The sequence below is a fragment of the Gimesia sp. genome, from assembly GCF_040219335.1.
GTDB lineage: Bacteria > Planctomycetota > Planctomycetia > Planctomycetales > Planctomycetaceae > Gimesia.
Window position 1 is genome coordinate 199170 of sequence record NZ_JAVJSQ010000007.1, and the last position, 14940, is coordinate 214109.

14 protein-coding genes are annotated in these 14940 nt (G+C 55.8%); 9 read left to right on the forward strand and 5 right to left on the reverse strand.

What is annotated here, in order from left to right:
• Positions 1-71 precede the first annotated feature (71 nt).
• The 7 genes from RID21_RS08025 (at position 72) to RID21_RS08055 (ending at position 6490) form a co-directional block, all read left to right on the forward strand.
• Positions 72-1241, forward strand: coding sequence for an exo-alpha-sialidase (locus tag RID21_RS08025; RefSeq protein ID WP_350188131.1), 1170 nt, complete (start codon positions 72-74; stop codon positions 1239-1241).
• 177 nt (positions 1242-1418) lie between these two features.
• A complete protein-coding gene (locus RID21_RS08030; RefSeq protein ID WP_350188132.1) occupies positions 1419-1904 on the forward strand; it encodes a DinB family protein in 486 nt (161 codons plus the stop codon).
• A gap of 321 nt (positions 1905-2225) precedes the next feature.
• Positions 2226-3164: a DUF1559 domain-containing protein gene (locus tag RID21_RS08035; RefSeq protein ID WP_350188133.1), complete on the forward strand. Its 939-nt coding sequence runs from the start codon at positions 2226-2228 to the stop codon at positions 3162-3164.
• Between the two features lie 52 nt (positions 3165-3216).
• Positions 3217-3633, forward strand: coding sequence for a hypothetical protein (locus tag RID21_RS08040; RefSeq protein ID WP_350188134.1), 417 nt, complete (start codon positions 3217-3219; stop codon positions 3631-3633).
• Between the two features lie 122 nt (positions 3634-3755).
• The gene (locus RID21_RS08045; protein ID WP_350188135.1) at positions 3756-4505 is read left to right on the forward strand and encodes an SGNH/GDSL hydrolase family protein; all 750 of its coding nucleotides are present in this window, start codon (positions 3756-3758) and stop codon (positions 4503-4505) included.
• A gap of 156 nt (positions 4506-4661) precedes the next feature.
• On the forward strand, positions 4662-6263 hold the full coding sequence (locus tag RID21_RS08050) for an SLC5 family protein (RefSeq protein ID WP_350188136.1): 1602 nt from the start codon (positions 4662-4664) through the stop codon (positions 6261-6263).
• Positions 6260-6490, forward strand: coding sequence for a hypothetical protein (locus RID21_RS08055; RefSeq protein WP_350188137.1), 231 nt, complete (start codon positions 6260-6262; stop codon positions 6488-6490). Before RID21_RS08050 ends, RID21_RS08055 begins: the two co-directional genes overlap by 4 nt.
• 208 nt (positions 6491-6698) lie before the next feature.
• Here the strand turns inward: RID21_RS08055 and RID21_RS08060 are convergent, their stop codons facing one another.
• A complete protein-coding gene (locus tag RID21_RS08060) occupies positions 6699-8063 on the reverse strand; it encodes a DUF1501 domain-containing protein (RefSeq protein ID WP_350188138.1) in 1365 nt (454 codons plus the stop codon).
• A 188-nt stretch (positions 8064-8251) separates the two neighbouring features.
• Between RID21_RS08060 and RID21_RS08065 the strand changes: the two genes are divergently transcribed.
• Complete coding sequence (locus RID21_RS08065) at positions 8252-9181, forward strand: alpha/beta hydrolase (protein ID WP_350188139.1); 930 nt, start codon at positions 8252-8254, stop codon at positions 9179-9181.
• 241 nt (positions 9182-9422) lie between these two features.
• Here the strand turns inward: RID21_RS08065 and RID21_RS08070 are convergent, their stop codons facing one another.
• The 4 genes from RID21_RS08070 to floA form a co-directional block, all read right to left on the reverse strand.
• Positions 9423-11066 carry an alginate export family protein gene (locus RID21_RS08070; RefSeq protein WP_350188140.1) on the reverse strand — a complete coding sequence of 548 codons (1644 nt, stop codon included), beginning with the start codon at positions 11064-11066 and terminating at the stop codon, positions 9423-9425.
• Positions 11067-11409: 343 nt separating this feature from the next.
• A complete protein-coding gene (locus RID21_RS08075; protein ID WP_350188141.1) occupies positions 11410-12456 on the reverse strand; it encodes a 3-oxoacyl-ACP synthase III in 1047 nt (348 codons plus the stop codon).
• A 139-nt stretch (positions 12457-12595) separates the two neighbouring features.
• A complete protein-coding gene (locus RID21_RS08080) occupies positions 12596-12853 on the reverse strand; it encodes a hypothetical protein (protein ID WP_145035323.1) in 258 nt (85 codons plus the stop codon).
• Between the two features lie 211 nt (positions 12854-13064).
• Positions 13065-14000: a flotillin-like protein FloA gene (gene floA / locus RID21_RS08085; protein WP_350188142.1), complete on the reverse strand. Its 936-nt coding sequence runs from the start codon at positions 13998-14000 to the stop codon at positions 13065-13067.
• 311 nt (positions 14001-14311) lie between these two features.
• On the opposite strand from floA, the gene RID21_RS08090 reads away from it, so the two are divergent.
• A complete protein-coding gene (locus tag RID21_RS08090; RefSeq protein WP_145035318.1) occupies positions 14312-14791 on the forward strand; it encodes a RidA family protein in 480 nt (159 codons plus the stop codon).
• Positions 14792-14940: the final 149 nt, after the last annotated feature.

Here is a 14940-nt window from a genome sequence, read left to right on the forward strand (position 1 = left end):
CCCCCGTTGCTCCTGCAACACTGCTTATCCTGATTCCTGAAATGATTACCCACTCACACAAGGCACACCACATGCAGCTGCTCACCCTGGTTGTGGCGACCCTCCTTGCTCTGGCTCCGCTCTACGCGGATGAACCCGCCCCCAAATCGCTCTGGGATAACAGCCGGCCCCTGCCCGCCGCCGCGAATATTCCGGAACTCAAGAACGTCCGCTTCGAAGTCATCAAGAAATGGGACCAGCCCCGCGATGGCTACACCTTTCTGCACGGCGTCGGACTCTGCTGGCACAAGGGAAAACTCTACGCCTCTTTCGGTCACAATAAAGGGAAAGAAAACACCGTCGGCGAGGAAGCCCAGTATCGCGTGAGCAGCGACGACGGCAAGACCTGGAGCGACCTCCAGCTGATCGACGCCGGCGACGAAGAGAACCTCGCCGTCAGTCATGGCGTCTTCCTCTCACACCAGGGACAACTCTGGGCTTTTCAGGGTGCCTACTATAACCACATGCAGAAGATTCACACCCGCGCCTATTCGCTGGATGAAAAAACCGGCACCTGGAAAAAGCATGGCACCATTATCGAGAACGGTTTCTGGCCCATGAATCAGCCGGTCCGGTTGCAGAACGGCAACTGGATCATGCCCGGCCTGACCGGCGGCCCCTATGCAGGGGATCGTCTCTTCCCTGCCGCCGTCGCCATCAGTCACGGTGACGACCTCACGAAATGGGACTACGTGCAGATCCCCGCTGCCAAAGACATCACCCGCATGTGGGGTGAATGTGCGCTCTGGCTCGACGGCCAGCGCGTATTCAATCTCGCCCGCTACGGCGGAGGCACCCAGGCCCTGCTCGCCATCAGTGAAGACCAGGGACAGACCTGGTCCCCGTCCCGCGTCAGTAACCTGCCCATGGCCCCCTCCAAACCGGTCACCGGCGTCCTCAGTAACGGGCAACGCTACCTGGTCAGCAACAGTGCTCAAGGCATCGGTGGTCGGCGGTCCCCCCTGACCATCGCTGTCTCCCGTCCGGGTGAAAACGTCTTCTCCAAAATCTACGTCATCCGGCGGTCCCTGCACCCCGATCAGCCCGGAGAATCCGCCAAACGATTGAGCCTCTCCTACCCCTGCGCCCTGGAACACAACGGCAAGCTGTATGTCGGCTACTCCAACAACGGCGGCCGCCGCGCCAACCTCAACAGCGCCGAACTCGCCGTGATTCCCCTCGCAGAACTAACCGCGGACTAATGATTTCTTTCGTGCATTTCATGTCTTTCGTGGTTCTTCATCAATCAAGAATTGAATCACCCGATCAGTGTAACAAACCCGGAATCTCCTCTCATTATTGACGACCCGCGTCCCGCCGACTACCTTATTAATAGCGTTTATGTTTCTCTCACCAGAAAATCCGGAGTGCACCGCGCCATGTTCGAAAATGAAATCGCTCTCAACCAGCTGCAGATGAAACAATTCGAAACGATCATGGCCGATCTCCCGGAAGAGACGCTCTTCATGCCCGGCCAGGGGCACGGCCATCCCCCCGCCTGGATCCTCGGCCACCTGGCCATCGTCGGGGAAATGGGGCAGACCTTTCTCGGCGGCAAACTGACACACACTTTCTGGGTGCAGGCATTTGGTCCCGGCTCTAACGATGAAGTCCAGCCCGACGAAGGACTCAAACGCGAAACTCTGATCGCCGCGGTCCTCAGTGCCTACGAAACCCTCCGTTCGCTCGCCTCCCAGGCAACGCCCGCGGATCTCGAAAAGCCACACGGCATTGAACTCTTTGATGGCACTCCGGTCCAGACCGTCGGCCACGCGGTCGCGCTGCTCCTCACCAGCCACTTCGGCTTCCACCTCGCCCAGCTCTCCAGCTGTCGGCGCGATCTTGGTCAGGGGTACCTGTTTTAAGACCCCAACGAACCTGCGTTACCAGCTGTTTTCCTCTCTGCTGAATCTCCAGTAATGAGACTCCACTGCGAACGTGCGCCCGCATCCCGCTGATCTTTATCCCCCAAAACAAATCATTCAAAAATAAATAAGATTGTGTGAAAATTATTTGACATTGGCGCCAAAGAATACTACCAATATAACATTGGTGCCAGAATCAAATATAAAATTAGCTTTACTCCCTTCTTGCCGGCACCAGCTTCAACTGTGTTGTAATCACGATTCTGCCTGTCATTCTGCTCCGAATGACAGGAGTTCTGTTATTCTGACCGGAGGTAAGTGATGAGTTCAGCCAGATACCCACGTCGTGCGTTTACGTTGATTGAGTTGCTGGTCGTCATCGCCATCATTGCAATTTTGATCGCTCTGCTCCTGCCGGCAGTACAACAGGCCCGCGAAGCAGCCCGTCGCTCTACCTGCAAAAATAATCTCAAACAGCTGGGCATTGCCCTGCACGGCTATCACGAAGCCCACGGTTCCCTGCCCCCGAATTCCAACGGCGGACCCAACAACCTTCCCAACGGTTTCAGCTGGCGGGTCATGATTCTGCCCCTCATCGATCAGGGACCCCTGTATAACAAATTCAACTTCAGCCTCCGCATCACCGAGCCGACTCACCTGGAACTCTGTCAAACCATCCTCCCGGTTTACCTCTGTCCCAGCGATCCGACGTCGGCCATCAAAAGTGATCTACACACCAACTGGTGCTTTCCCGGAAATGCGACCGGAGCCAGTGGTACCGTCGGTTCGTCAGGCAACTGTGACCCCTCGGGTGGCCCTTATACCCAGACGGCTGCAGTGACCACCTACACGGGCGTCGCCGGTCTGCACCCCGATAACGGACCAGGCGGCTTATTCCGTCGCCGACAGACCAAAGTCGTTCGCTTCCGCGATATGACCGACGGCGTTTCCAATACGCTGGCCGTCGGGGAAAGCTCGCCGAAATATAACCCGTTCAGCGCCTGGGTCTCCAGCGACAGTCCGGTGCCTACCGCGTATGCCATCAACAGTTCCTCTTTGCTCTGTGGACCCTCGCCCTGTCAGTATCCCAGCATCGGCTGGCCACAGACCACCGCCTCTCAGAGTTTCCACGAAGGGGGCGCCCATTTCCTCGTCGGTGATGGCAGCGTGCATTTCCTGAGTGAAAACATGGACCTCCAGGTATTCCAGCAGCTGGGTCACATATCCGACGGCTTACCCACGGGCGGCCTGCCTCAGTAACAGTCGATTCACTTTCAGCGCCTGCGGAACTTTATTGACGGGACAGAGACAGATGACTTTCAGACACCTTCAACGCGTTCTGGGACTACTGCTTATCCTGAGTGTCGGCACCGGCTGTGGCGCCAACGCGGATCGCAAACCTACCGGGCAGGTGGAAGGGAAAGTCGTCTGTCAGAACCAGGACCTCAAAACGGGAACGGTGATGTTCTTCCCTGTCGACGGCGGCAAACACGCAGTGGGAATGATCGGCCAGGACGGCAACTACTCGCTCTCGACCTACGAAACCGGCGACGGTGCGATCCTGGGCAAACACAAAGTCGTGGTGCTGGTCTCCTATGAAAACCCGGATGGCAGTACTGTACCAGACGATGTCCCCCGCGTGCCCGACAAATACCTGAGTAAGGAAACCACGCCACTCGTGGTCGACGTCAACGGCGAACGCAATTCCATTCTGCTCGACCTGGAATGAACCCACGCGCGAGCAACACGTTCTTTATACTTCGGAATTGCATGCCTCTGCGACATTGTTTAGTCTGAAGGAACGCGCTGAGCTACATCATTCACACCGCATCCGAAACAGGGCTATCCACCATGATTCACCGCGCTGCCACCTTCCTGCTGACGTGCGCACTGCTGACAGGCGTGCATTTGACCACAGACAGCCTCTCTGCTGCGGAGCCGGCGACCATCGTCACCTTCGGCGATTCCACCACCGCCACCCGTGGTCCGCTGGTCGTCTATTCCATGATCCTCGCGAAAGAACTGCCGCAGCAGGGGGTTCCCGTCAAGGTGATCAATGCGGGCATCGGCGGCAACACCACGCAGAACGCCATCGCCCGATTCGAAAAAGACGTGCTGGCTAAACAGCCCGATCTGGTCGTCATTCAGTTCGGCATCAACGATTCTGCCGTCGATGTCTGGAAAGATCCTCCCGCGAAAGCCTCGCGCGTTTCACAGAAACAGTACGAGGCCAACCTCCGTTCCCTCATCGATCAGCTGCAGCAACGTGATATCAAGGTCATCCTGATGACTTCGAATTCGCTCCGCTGGATTCCGCGTATCAAAAAACTGTATGGCAAGCCGCCCTACGATCCCGATGATCCCCAGGGCTTCAACCTGTTTCTGAAAGACTACGCCCAGTCAGTCCGTGAGATCGCCCGCGAGAAACAGGTCCCCCTGGTTGACATCTACGCTGCCTTTGAAGAGTTCGACAAGCAACCCGATCAGTCGACCGATGACCTGCTCCTCGACGGCATTCATCCCAACACCGCCGGCCAGCGAAAAGTCGCCGATCTGCTGATTCCCCAGATCAAAAAAGTACTCGCAGCGCCGCAGAAATAATCAGCCGCCGGGGTCTCTCATCAAATCTCCCGTGTTGAGTCGATTTTTACTGCGAGACGCTGTATGGTAGAAACCATCAGGCCCCAACGCTCGTGAGTGCCTGCAGTATAAACCTGTCTTCTTCCCAGGCCATAATGCTACCAGGGTGAGATCCTTATGCAGACACTGTCGTCCCTCGATTACGCCGTCATCTTCGCCTATCTGATCGGAACGCTGGGGCTGGGACTCTACATCGGCTCCAAGATTAAAACCGGTTCGGATTACTTTCTCGCCGGTCGCCGCCTCCCCTGGTGGGCTATCGGCATGTCACTCGTTGCGACCGACATCGGTGCCGTGGACATCATCGGCACCGGAGGCGCTGCCTTCTCGCATGGTCTCGCTGTTGGTAACTTCGAATGGATTGGCTGCGTTCCGGCGATGATCATCGGGGCGTTCGTGTTCATTCCCTTTTTCTGGCGGAGCGGCGTGACCACGATTCCCGAATACATGGAGCGGCGGTTTAACGTCTCCGTCCGTTCCGCGCTGGCCCTCTGCTGGATCATCTTCATGGCCTGCAATCTGGGCATCATGCTCCTCGCCTCTGCGAAAATGATGAGCCTGCACCTGGGCATGAGCGTTAACGCCTGCATCTATCTCACCGCAGTTCTCGTCGGCATCTATACCATCTCCGGCGGACTCGCCGCCGTGGTCTATACCGACATGATTCAGTGCATCATCATGATCGGCGGTTGCCTGCTGGTCCTGGTGATCGGCATCATCGATGTCGGCGGTATCGACGAATTTCAGGCCAAGATCAGAGAACGGGAACTCGCCCAGAAACTGGAGCCCGTCGATGGCGCGGCAATGGAACAGGCTCCTGAAACAGAAGAGGAAGACCTGCTGCACACCTCGCTGATCCTGCCCGCCGATGCAGACACCCCCTTCCCCTGGACCGGAATCTTCTTCGGCCTGGCTCTGATTCTGAGCCCCGCTTACTGGATTGGTAACCAGGCCATCGTGCAGCGTTCGTTAGGGGCGGCCAGTGAATTCGAAGCGAAGGCCGCGTATGTCTGGGGAGCTCTGCTCAAAAATCTCGTTCCCGTGGTCGTCGCGGTGCCCGGTCTGATCGCCTTTATCAAATTCCCCGAATTGACCGATGGAGATCAGGCTTTCCCCGAACTGATTTCACATCTGCTGCCCGTCGGTCTCAAAGGGCTGTTCCTCGCCGCGTTCCTGGCGGCGCTGATGTCCAGCATCGACTCGTATCTCAACTCTGCCTCGACCATCGTCTCCAACGACTTTTACAAACGCTTTTATCGCCGGGACGCCAGTGATGTCTCCCTGCTCATGGTGGGTCGCGTGGTCACGTTTTTGCTCGTGATCTGGGCCGTCGGCTTTTCCTTCTTTCTGATGAATCGCAGCGAAGGCATCTACACCATTTTCCAGACACTGATGGCCTTCTTCCAGGGACCCGCGTTCGCCCTGCTGATCACCGGCCTGCTCTGGAGACGGGCGACCGGCGTCGCCGCCCTGACCGGATTCCTGGTCGGCGTCTGTTTCTCGATCACCCTGTTCGCCCTGAATCAGCCCGACGTCTACACCGCCCTGGGCCTCGAGCCCCTGTTCCAGATCTCCGAACCGTTCCTCTACTTTTCGATCTGGGCCTTTGTCGTTTCGTTCTCGCTGATTGTAATCATCAGCCTGTGTACCAAACCCGAGCCCAAAGAAAAAATCGACGGCCTGGTCTTTAGTCTCCAGCCCCAGAGAGGTGAAGCATGACCCCACTGCATCACATTGGAAATTTCGTCCGCGATCTGGTCGTCCAGATTCCCCTCTGGTGCGTACGGGCCCTGTTTGTCGGCACACTGATCGCCGTCCTGATCTGGGTCCTGAGTCTCCCCCGCGAAAACACAACCCCGGAAAATGCCACCCACTGGTACCAGAACCTCAAAGTCTGGGCCGGCCTCGCATTAACCATTCAGATCCTGATCTACAGCCTGTTCTGATTAACGAACTGTAATCGAGAAGTAGGGGCGACCCTGCGTGGTCGCCCGTCTGGCGGAGAACAAACTCATTCACGCTCACAAGGGATCCAGATACAACCCTCAAAAACAAGGGTAAGCCCGAATAAAATTCGGGCCGAGCGCAGCGAGCAGGAGGTCTCAGTTCACTCTGACATTCCACAACAGAGCATCGAACCAATGTCTAACAAGCTCACCCCTTCAAAATCGAACCAATCGGCGTTGCCCCATGGTCAGCCAATGGAATCGGACGGCCGATGTTCGACATGTTCTGCTTCTCCGGATCGAGGCCCAGTGCTTTACAGATCGTGGCCATCAGATCGGGAACCGTAATCGGCTGATCGGTGACTTTCATACCATCCTCGCTGGTCTTGCCAACCACCTGTCCGCCGCGAATCCCACCACCGCCGATCACCGTGGACCAGGCTGCGGGAAAATGATCGCGGCCCGTGTTCTGGTTAATCTTCGGCGTGCGACCGAATTCACCCATCCAGACCACCAGCGTCGAATCCAACAGCCCCCGTTGTTCCAGGTCGCTCAGCAACGTTCCCCAGCCCGGGTCGAGCACTTCACTCAGACTTTTGACGGCTTCGAAATTATCCTGGTGCGTGTCCCAGCCGAACGCGTTCGAACCCTGCACCCCGTTAAGCGAAACCTCGACAAAGGGAACGCCCTGTTCGACGAGCCGCCGGGCGAGCAGACATCCCTGACCAAACCGGTTCCGACCGTAGGCGTCCCGCAACGCGTCCGGTTCCTGGTCCAGTTGAAACGCTTCGATCGCCTTGGAACGCATCATCCGCACCGCCGCGGCATACGCACTCCGATGACTGCTGGTCGGCACTCCCGGGTGGGTTGCCTGAAAGTCGTCTTCCAGGTCTTTGAGAATCGAGAGCCGGGCATCCGCCTGCTTCCGGTTGATTCCCTGAGGCAGTTCCAGGTTTTTCACTTTCAGAGCCGCATCCAGATTCATCTCGTCGTTCTGCACAAAGCCCGCCCCTTCACCAACGACCAGCGGCGCATACTGGGGTCCGAGAAATCCGGGGCCGTATGCGTTGGGGCTCAATGTTTTGTTCGGGGCGATACTCACAAAGTTCGGCAGCTCGGATTCATCACGTCCCAACTCTTTACTCATCAGCGAACCGAGGGCCGGATAACTCAACGGACCCGAGGGCAAATAACCGGTGCGTAATAAATATGTCGCCCGCGTATGATCACCCTCTTTAGTACTCATGGAGCGAATCGGAACCAGGTGCTGCATCGCCTTCGCCAGCTGAGGCAGATGCTCCGAAATCTGAATCCCGGGGACAGATGTGTCGATCGGCTTGAAAGGACCGCCGTTCTCATGGTCCGGCTTCAGATCGAAGGTATCACACTGACTGGGCCCGCCCGACATCCAGAGCAGAATACACGAACGTTTGCGCTGCGGATTCTGCGCGGTCTCTGCTGCCAGCCGTCTCATCCAGCCGGACATTCCGGTTCCCAGCACACCCAGGGCCGAGAGACGCATGAAATCGCGCCGGGAGATGCTGCCGAATCGCTGTCTGTCTTTACCTGTCATGCGCGCAACCTCTGAAAATTTCGTGTTCCACTTCATTTTAGCCGTTTTTCTGAAACAAATGCGAGACTTTTCCGGTAAGAACCGGCAGCCCCCCGGGGCGTTTTTTTGTTTCGAAACACTGCCCCTGTCTGGTAAGATTCGTAAAGCCGTTCTTTTTATTTATCTATTCCGCGATCAGGTCCGATTTTATGTCGATAGTTTCACGCGTGCGAACTCTGTCTCTCTGTGCTTTACTGCTCTTAATCCCTGTCAGCAAACCGGTTAACGCCGCTGAACAGCCCGTAGCACTCTATCAGCAACAGAAAAATGTCGTCTACGCGGAAGTGCACGGCGTGGGACTGTTGATGGATATCTTCACCCCCACCGGCAAGTCCAACGGCCTGGCGATTGTCGATGTGGTTTCCGGCGCGTATCACTCGGACCGGGGCAAACTCCGCGATCACGAGCGGGCACAGATGTTCGATATCTTCTGCAGTCGCGGCTACACCATTTTCGCCATCCGACCTGGATCCATTGACAAATTCAACGGACCCGAAATGCTCGAGAATGTGAACCGCGGCATCCTCTGGGTCAAAGCCCATGCCGGCGAATATAAAATCGATCCGGATCGCCTGGCTCTGCTCGGTGCTTCCGCGGGAGGCCACCTCGCCTGCATGGCCGCTGTCTCCGCTGCCGAACCCACTGCCAAAACCCGCGTCAAAGCTGTCGCCGTCTTCTTTCCCCCCACCGACCTGATGAATTATGGCGGCCTGAAACTCGACATCACCGGGAGCGATCGTCTCTCGCAAGCCATCCGCCAACTGATCACCCCCAAAGGCGCGGAGACCATCGACGAACAGAAGCTGGACGAACTCCGCACCTCGTTCTCCCCCGCCCGCCTGGTTCAGCCCGGCCTGCCTCCGTTCCTGCTGATTCACGGCACCGCCGACTTCACCGTTCCCATTCAACAGTCACGCGCCATGGTCGCGGCACTGGAAAAAGCAAACGTCCCTGTCACGCTGATCGTCAAACAGGGAGGCGGCCACCCCTGGCCCACCATCCACGAAGAGGTCGCCAAAATGGCCGATTGGATTGATACGCAGTTGCAGCCAAAAGAAACCCAGGTTTCAGAACCGTAGACGAGATGCTCATACCTTAGAGAAAAAAGGGTGGGCCCGGATGTAATCCGGGCCGAGCGCAGCGAGCAGGAGGTCGCAATTCACACAGACAGTGGATAACAAAGCTTCTGTTATAAGATTAAAAGCTTCGGGGACACGCTCTCTGCAAAGAACGTTCTCTCAGCCACCTCCTGTTGCCTGCGGCAATCCCGAATTACATTCGGGACCACCCGGCGAAAGATCAACTCATCCCACAACCAGATCAATACCGCACAGTCGTCTGCACGTAGAACTGAGTTGCGGTATTCCGTGGCGGAATGTTGGTCCCGACGAAATCGCCATACCAGAACCAGGAGTAGCCGGCCTGGATGTTGAAGTTCGGATTGAACTTGTAAATCGCGATCAGGTCGAGTTCCTGCCCGATATCGCGGCTGCCTCCCAGCGTACCCACCGGGGCACCGGCAACGTTATACAGGTAGTCGTTACTGGTTGCCTTTTCGAACCAGTGGAACGCACTGACCAGGCTCACCTTCTTTGCCGGCTTCGCATTCAGCTGCAGGCTCCAGTCAAACAGGTTCTGACCGGACAGGTTGTCGATGATCCCCCAGTAGGCGTGGCCCAGCGGGTAGAGCGTGTTGAAGGTATTGTTCGTACTTCCGTTGGGATCGTGGTTCCCTGAACCGTAGTAGAACAGACCACTCAAACGGGGCTGCCAGGGAACCGTGGTCCAGGTGTGACCCAGTACGGCGGTCCAGAACCCTGCCGATACACGCTTGCTGTCATCGACCCCGAACTGATAAGCACCTTCGGTTTCAAAGTCCCAGATGCGGGTAACCTGGCAGCATTCGTTCTGAACTTCCCAGGAGTTTTTATAGCGTCCCCCCAGGGTATGACGTGAACCATCGGGACGGTTCGGCGTGTTGGTTTCATCACGCAGCCAGAGATAATACAGGTCGATCAACTCAGGACCAGCGTCCAGGAATGTCATGTAGATCCCGCTGAACGTCACCGAGGTATCCGGCTTATCCCGGCCATTGTCATACCGGGAAAGCGGCTGGTTTCCGGCTGCTGCGTTTACGGGGTTGGTGATGAAGGCGTCGAAGTGTACCGAATCGGTATGGTGAAAGTATTTGAAGCCTTCAAAATTCCGGCGGGTATTCGACCAGTCCAGGGGTGAGATCAGGTGCTGAGAACCGTACAACATTTCCTGTCGACCATAGCGGAACCACCCGGGCGCCCCATCCCACTCGTGCAGTTTGACATCCACAAACGCGTTCTGCACATTCCAGCGGTTAATATCAATCGGCGTAGGTGGCAGATCGTTATCGAAGATCGAGGCATCAATGCCTTCAAAATAGACGCGGGCAAAATCGCTGATATGCAGATCGAAGTACTGACGCCAGCGCCACAGATTGTAATCGGTATTGATGGGTCCGCCGGGACGCAGTCGGTTTTGTTCGTGCATCCAGCGGTGCCGCAGCTCGCCACCCACCGACAGAGTGTAAGGCGAACATTCATCTCCCAGCGGCATCTCCTTCAACCGCTCTCCCAACAGCCAGGGATGGTTGGGATTGCTGAGATAGCTGCCAAACGTGTTGTCGTAGAACAGGGGCTTATACGGATCAGCGGGCGGTTTTACCGGCGAGGGATCGTCGAAGATGATCTGGTCTTCGGACTCCTCGGTTTCATTCAGGGTCTCCGGTTGCGGATTCTCTTCGGACTCAATCGGATCTGCAGAGGGTTGGAATACTTCCGCGACGGGTGTCAGCTGAGCCTCTTCACCTGCAGTCTCAGACTGTGCTGCGGGCGCGGGAGGAACAATCGATCCCAGATTTTCCGCTTTGAGTTCGGCAGCCGTCAAAGAGGAAAGCACACAACCAACTGATAAGAGAGAGCGTAAACGCATCTGGCGGATCCTGTCTGTGACATCCCTGAAAGTGACTGAGAGCGCCCTGACTGAAAACCAGCCGCGGAGGAACTTCATGTACCGCGAACTTCGATCTTGCACCTCAAGACCGGTAGCAGGCATAGCTACTGGCAAACATCGGAACATTTCCGGCAATCCAGACATGCAGACCGTTCGGATTTTCAGTAATAACCGGAACTTAGTGTCCAAACGGACTCAGAGCAGGCACGATCCCCTTGAGCGGCAAATTAATAAAAACCACCCTAAACGCAATAACCGCTACAGATAACTGGGACCCCGGATTCAGAAAGAAGAGAGAATTATTCGCGCAGAGACGCGCGTCTTACCACTGGACACCCAGCATGAGAGAATTCAGACCACTGCCGATTCCCAGCAGGGCAATTTTGGCGTCGTCCTGCAGAATCTGATCCTGAATCCCCAGCGCCCACGCCATGGGGAGAGCAGCCGCTCCAGTGTTGCCCAGTCGTTCAACGGTCGGGTAATCCAAAGCCGGATCGAGACCCAGCTTGTCCAGCAGCAGTTTCCGGTGTGCTTTACCGACCTGATGTGTGAAGACATGGTTCACATCCTCGTTTTTCCAGCCCAGCGTGGTTTTGGTGACTTCCCAGGTCGGAATGGCCAGGTTGACGCCTGCTACCAGCAGGGATTCGGAGTCGGTCTGCATTCGCGGACGGTGATCGCCGTGCTTCTGGGCTTCGACACCCCCGGCACAGAGCTCGTGACTGGAGGTGTCAGTCTGGAAACTCCCCCCCAGCAGACGATGACCGGTTTTACTTAACTTACGGTCACAAAGCAGGATCGCTGCAGAACCACTGCCGATTGTCAGCGAGGCAAAATGATTCTTGATCGACTTGCGGGTCAACGTGCTGTCTTCCAGCAGATCATCGATGGTCCCTTCCACCAGATCGCGTCCGACTTCGGTTCCCACCACAATCCCGGCACGAATCTGACCCATTTCGATCATATTGGCCAGGAAAACCATACCGTTTAAGAGACCCAGGCAGGCATTACTCACGTCCAGAACGAGGGAATTCTGGGGAAGTTGTGTGGCATGATGCACACCACTGGCGGTCGCCGGTTCCAGCTGATCACGACAGACGGAGCCATGAATCAGGCCGCCGATGTGTTTGCGGTCGAATCCACTTTCGTCGAGCATTTGATTGACGGTCTGGGCACTGATCGAACCGGGGAGCGTTCCGGGATCAAAAAAGCGGCGTTCCTGGATACCCGTCATCAGCTCAAGTCGGCCCGCAGGCAGACCTAATCGATCGTAAACCGGGGCCAGACGCGCTTCGAGTTCATCCGAAGTGACAACGTGGGGGGGAAGCGTACAACTGACAGCTTCGACGCAGACATGCTCATAACGCATAGGAGGTAAGATATTCCCATCTCATCAGATCATAACAAACACAGTACGCTGCGCGGCGGGACTGAGCCAATGCGCGCAACGCGAACCGTCCTATTGAATTGAATCTGGGAACTAAACTCAACCTAAGCGCTGGTAATTCTCAAACCTGAGCAGCACTTTCCTGGCGCGGTGAAGAATTCAGAGTCTTTTCGAGAGCGGTAATTTCTTCCAGCTTCTCGGTCCGGCTACGGACGTATTCAGGTGTGGGATCTTCCACTCGCAGCTTTTCCGCACTTTTAACGTAGCGCAAACCTGACAAAAGGAGGTCCAGTTGTTTTTCCGTAATATTGATATTTGCGATTTCTGCCATAGGTAAACAAAAACTCTCTCGAGGTGATCCGGAGAATTCAGTCCACAACAACCTCCTGCTGCTGTTACTGACACCATATTAGTCAATCACCAGACTAAATTTCAACCAGTTTTTACAAAAACACATCCTGTCTGGCTGCTTTAATTCATCGACCTCTCAATCAAGTCCGCTTTGAAACCATTTCTGGTGCTGTTGAATCCCTTACAGCCGGACTGATTGTATTGATCGACAACCTCTTATCCACCGATCATTACATCAGTTAAACTGCCCGTAAATTACCATGCGAGAAGGCTTCGGCCATCGCCAGAGGCACTTCTGCTTCCGCCAGGACGACTTTCGCCTGGTTTTCCTGAGTCCGGGCCACCATCTCCTGTTCCGAGGCAACCGCCTCAGCACGACGTTCTTCAGCCCGGGCCTGGGCAATTCGTACGTCCGCTTCTGCCTGGTCTGCCCGCAGGCGGGCGCCAATATTCTCGCCCACATCAATGTCGGCGATATCAATTGAAACAATCGAAAACGCAGTCTGGGAATCCAGGCCCCGGTCCAGCACGTTGCGAGCAATCACGGACGGATTCGCCAGGACTTCTTTATGACTTTCACAGGAGCCGATGGCGGAGACGATCCCCTCGCCGACGCGGGCGATCACCGTATCTTCCGTAGCGCCTCCCACCAGTTGGTTCAGGTTGGTTCGCACCGTGACGCGAGCTCGGGCTTTCAGCTGAATGCCGTCTTTCGCGACGCCATCCAGAGTCGGCCGACCACTCTTCTTCGGATCGGGACAGTCGATGACTTTGGGGTCCACGCTGGTTTCCACCGCGCTGATGATGTTTCGTCCTGCCAGGTCAATTGCACAGGCGGTATCCCAGTCGAGTTCGATCCGGGCCCGGTGTGCAACAATCAACGCATGCACCACGCGATGCACATTGCCCCCCGCCAGGTAATGGGCTTCATATGACTGCGTGGGAATTTCTGTCAGACCCGCCTGGACCGCCATGATCTTGGTGTCCACAATCACCGAAGGTTTTACCTTCCGGAGCGACATGAAGACCAGAGCTAACGGGCCAATCTTCGCACGGGAAAAGAAGGCCTGGATCCAGAGCTTGAAATACCGGGCGAACAACGCCAGAAAGACGATGCCCAGGATGATACAAAATCCCCCGAGCAGAAATCCTGCGATTTGCCAAAGATTATCCATAGTCTGCTTAACTCCCTGCAAGTAGTTGATTTCGAGAGGTCTCTCTCCCGCGTATCATAACGGTCTGATAGTCAGTTCCGAAAGGATTTTTACACCCTTTTTCTATTTTTCCATGCCTACCCGTATTGGATACGGAATTCGACTTCTCCCGGATCATTCTGTTTTTGAAAAGAGTTTTCGTCGGGCGATTGGAAATCAGCAAGGCTCGTTTTATTCTGGAATAGAGTCGGCACCCCTCGCCCGCCCGGGAATCGGCTGCCTGAAATGACACTTTCTGATCGAATCGAACTTTTTAAACACAGGAACCGAAAATGAGCATCGAGGCAAAAATTCAGGAACTGAATCTGGAACTCCCTGAAGCCCCCAAACCAGGTGGAATCTATAACCCCGTCGTCCAGGTGGAAGACATGCTGTATATCTCCGGTCATGGCCCCGTCAAAACGGATGGGTCTATGCACAAAGGACGGGTTGGCGAAGAAATCACCGAAGAACAGGGGGTCGAAGCTGCCCGCGCTGTTGGTCTGACCATGCTGGCGACCCTCAAACAGTACCTGGGTGACCTGAATCGCATCGATCGCTTCGTCAAAGTGCTCGGCATGGTCAATGCCGCCCCCGATTTCAAACATCATCCGCAGGTCATCAACGGCTTCAGCGATCTGATGGTGCAGATTTTCGGCGAAAATGGTCGCGCCGCCCGCAGTGCCGTCGGCATGGGTTCACTGCCCGGAAATATCTCTGTCGAAGTCGAAGCCATCGTGCTGCTCAAGAAAGAAGCCCGGGCCTCCATCTGATCTGGATGCTCCGAACGCTCCTTTTTCGCTGAAACTGATATTCTGAACACGCATTTTACCCCGATTCACCTTCCCGAATCGGGGTAAAATCATTAAAAAACAGCTTCAACTCCGTTCAAATTGACGTTTTATGGGAAGGGACACCTTCT

Excerpts from the sequence above, each read along its gene's own strand:
- RID21_RS08025 (WP_350188131.1), top strand. The coding sequence starts at position 72 with ATGCAGCTGCTCACCCTGGTTGTGGCGACCCTCCTTGCTCTGGCTCCG.
- RID21_RS08030 (WP_350188132.1), top strand. The coding sequence starts at position 1,419 with ATGTTCGAAAATGAAATCGCTCTCAACCAGCTGCAGATGAAACAATTC.
- RID21_RS08035 (WP_350188133.1), top strand. The coding sequence starts at position 2,226 with ATGAGTTCAGCCAGATACCCACGTCGTGCGTTTACGTTGATTGAGTTG.
- RID21_RS08040 (WP_350188134.1), top strand. The coding sequence starts at position 3,217 with ATGACTTTCAGACACCTTCAACGCGTTCTGGGACTACTGCTTATCCTG.
- RID21_RS08045 (WP_350188135.1), top strand. The coding sequence starts at position 3,756 with ATGATTCACCGCGCTGCCACCTTCCTGCTGACGTGCGCACTGCTGACA.
- RID21_RS08050 (WP_350188136.1), top strand. The coding sequence starts at position 4,662 with ATGCAGACACTGTCGTCCCTCGATTACGCCGTCATCTTCGCCTATCTG.
- RID21_RS08055 (WP_350188137.1), top strand. The coding sequence starts at position 6,260 with ATGACCCCACTGCATCACATTGGAAATTTCGTCCGCGATCTGGTCGTC.
- RID21_RS08060 (WP_350188138.1), bottom strand. The coding sequence starts at position 8,063 with ATGACAGGTAAAGACAGACAGCGATTCGGCAGCATCTCCCGGCGCGAT.
- RID21_RS08065 (WP_350188139.1), top strand. The coding sequence starts at position 8,252 with ATGTCGATAGTTTCACGCGTGCGAACTCTGTCTCTCTGTGCTTTACTG.
- RID21_RS08070 (WP_350188140.1), bottom strand. The coding sequence starts at position 11,066 with ATGCGTTTACGCTCTCTCTTATCAGTTGGTTGTGTGCTTTCCTCTTTG.
- RID21_RS08075 (WP_350188141.1), bottom strand. The coding sequence starts at position 12,456 with ATGCGTTATGAGCATGTCTGCGTCGAAGCTGTCAGTTGTACGCTTCCC.
- floA (WP_350188142.1), bottom strand. The coding sequence starts at position 14,000 with ATGGATAATCTTTGGCAAATCGCAGGATTTCTGCTCGGGGGATTTTGT.
- RID21_RS08090 (WP_145035318.1), top strand. The coding sequence starts at position 14,312 with ATGAGCATCGAGGCAAAAATTCAGGAACTGAATCTGGAACTCCCTGAA.